The organism is Bartonella sp. AA83SXKL (assembly GCF_042196965.1).
In the GTDB taxonomy this organism is placed as follows: domain Bacteria; phylum Pseudomonadota; class Alphaproteobacteria; order Rhizobiales; family Rhizobiaceae; genus Bartonella.
On sequence record NZ_JBHIRG010000249.1, the window covers coordinates 1 to 634 of the forward strand.

1 protein-coding gene and 1 pseudogene are annotated in these 634 nt (G+C 37.1%); both read right to left on the reverse strand.

All coding sequences use genetic code 11. The features are described from left to right. Window positions 1–260, reverse strand: a pseudogene (locus ACFINO_RS10920) (hypothetical protein); the annotation flags it as partial. An 11-nt stretch (window positions 261–271) separates the two neighbouring features. Beyond that, window positions 272–589, reverse strand: coding sequence for a hypothetical protein (locus tag ACFINO_RS10925; protein WP_375639942.1), 318 nt, complete (start codon window positions 587–589; stop codon window positions 272–274). Window positions 590–634: the final 45 nt, after the last annotated feature.

Here is a 634-nt window from a genome sequence, read left to right on the forward strand (position 1 = left end):
TTGCCGTAAACATGTGCATAACCGTAAACTTGTGCATTTTCGTAAACCTTAGCATTACCAAAAACCTTGGCATTACCATAGACTTTTGCATAATCCCCAATCCAGCAATTGCCATCATGACTTAGATTGTCTTCTTTTTGTATAAAACCGCCTAGGTCATCTGCTTTAACATCATCAAAATCCCTTAAAGCACGAATACGGTGAAGGGTTTTGCCATCAAACTCAATTGTTTCATCAGTCAGTTTGTATTTCTTTTCCATGGTTTTTGCCCCTACCTTAAGATAGCATCACTTCCATAAAATGCTGTTTTGCCAGCTACTATGGCATTACCACCAACTTTTGCGTTATTATAGACTTCGGCATCTTCATAAACCTTAGCGTTTTCATAGACATATGCATTTTCATAAACCCACGCCTCATCACCAACCCAACAATTGTCATCATGGCTAAGATTTCTTTCACTCTCTACAAAGCCACCAAGATCACCTTTTTTAACATCTCCAAAGTCTTTTAATGCACGGATACGGTAAAGCGTTATTCTATCAACTTTAATTGTCTCATCAGTCAGTTTGTATTTCTTTTTTATCATAATAACCTCCTCTTAATGCATGCTTTGTCTTTTAAGCTCTTGAGA

What these genes read in the sequence shown, in the direction of transcription:
- ACFINO_RS10925 (WP_375639942.1), bottom strand. Translation starts at nt 589, where the DNA reads ATGATAAAAAAGAAATACAAACTGACTGATGAGACAATTAAAGTTGAT.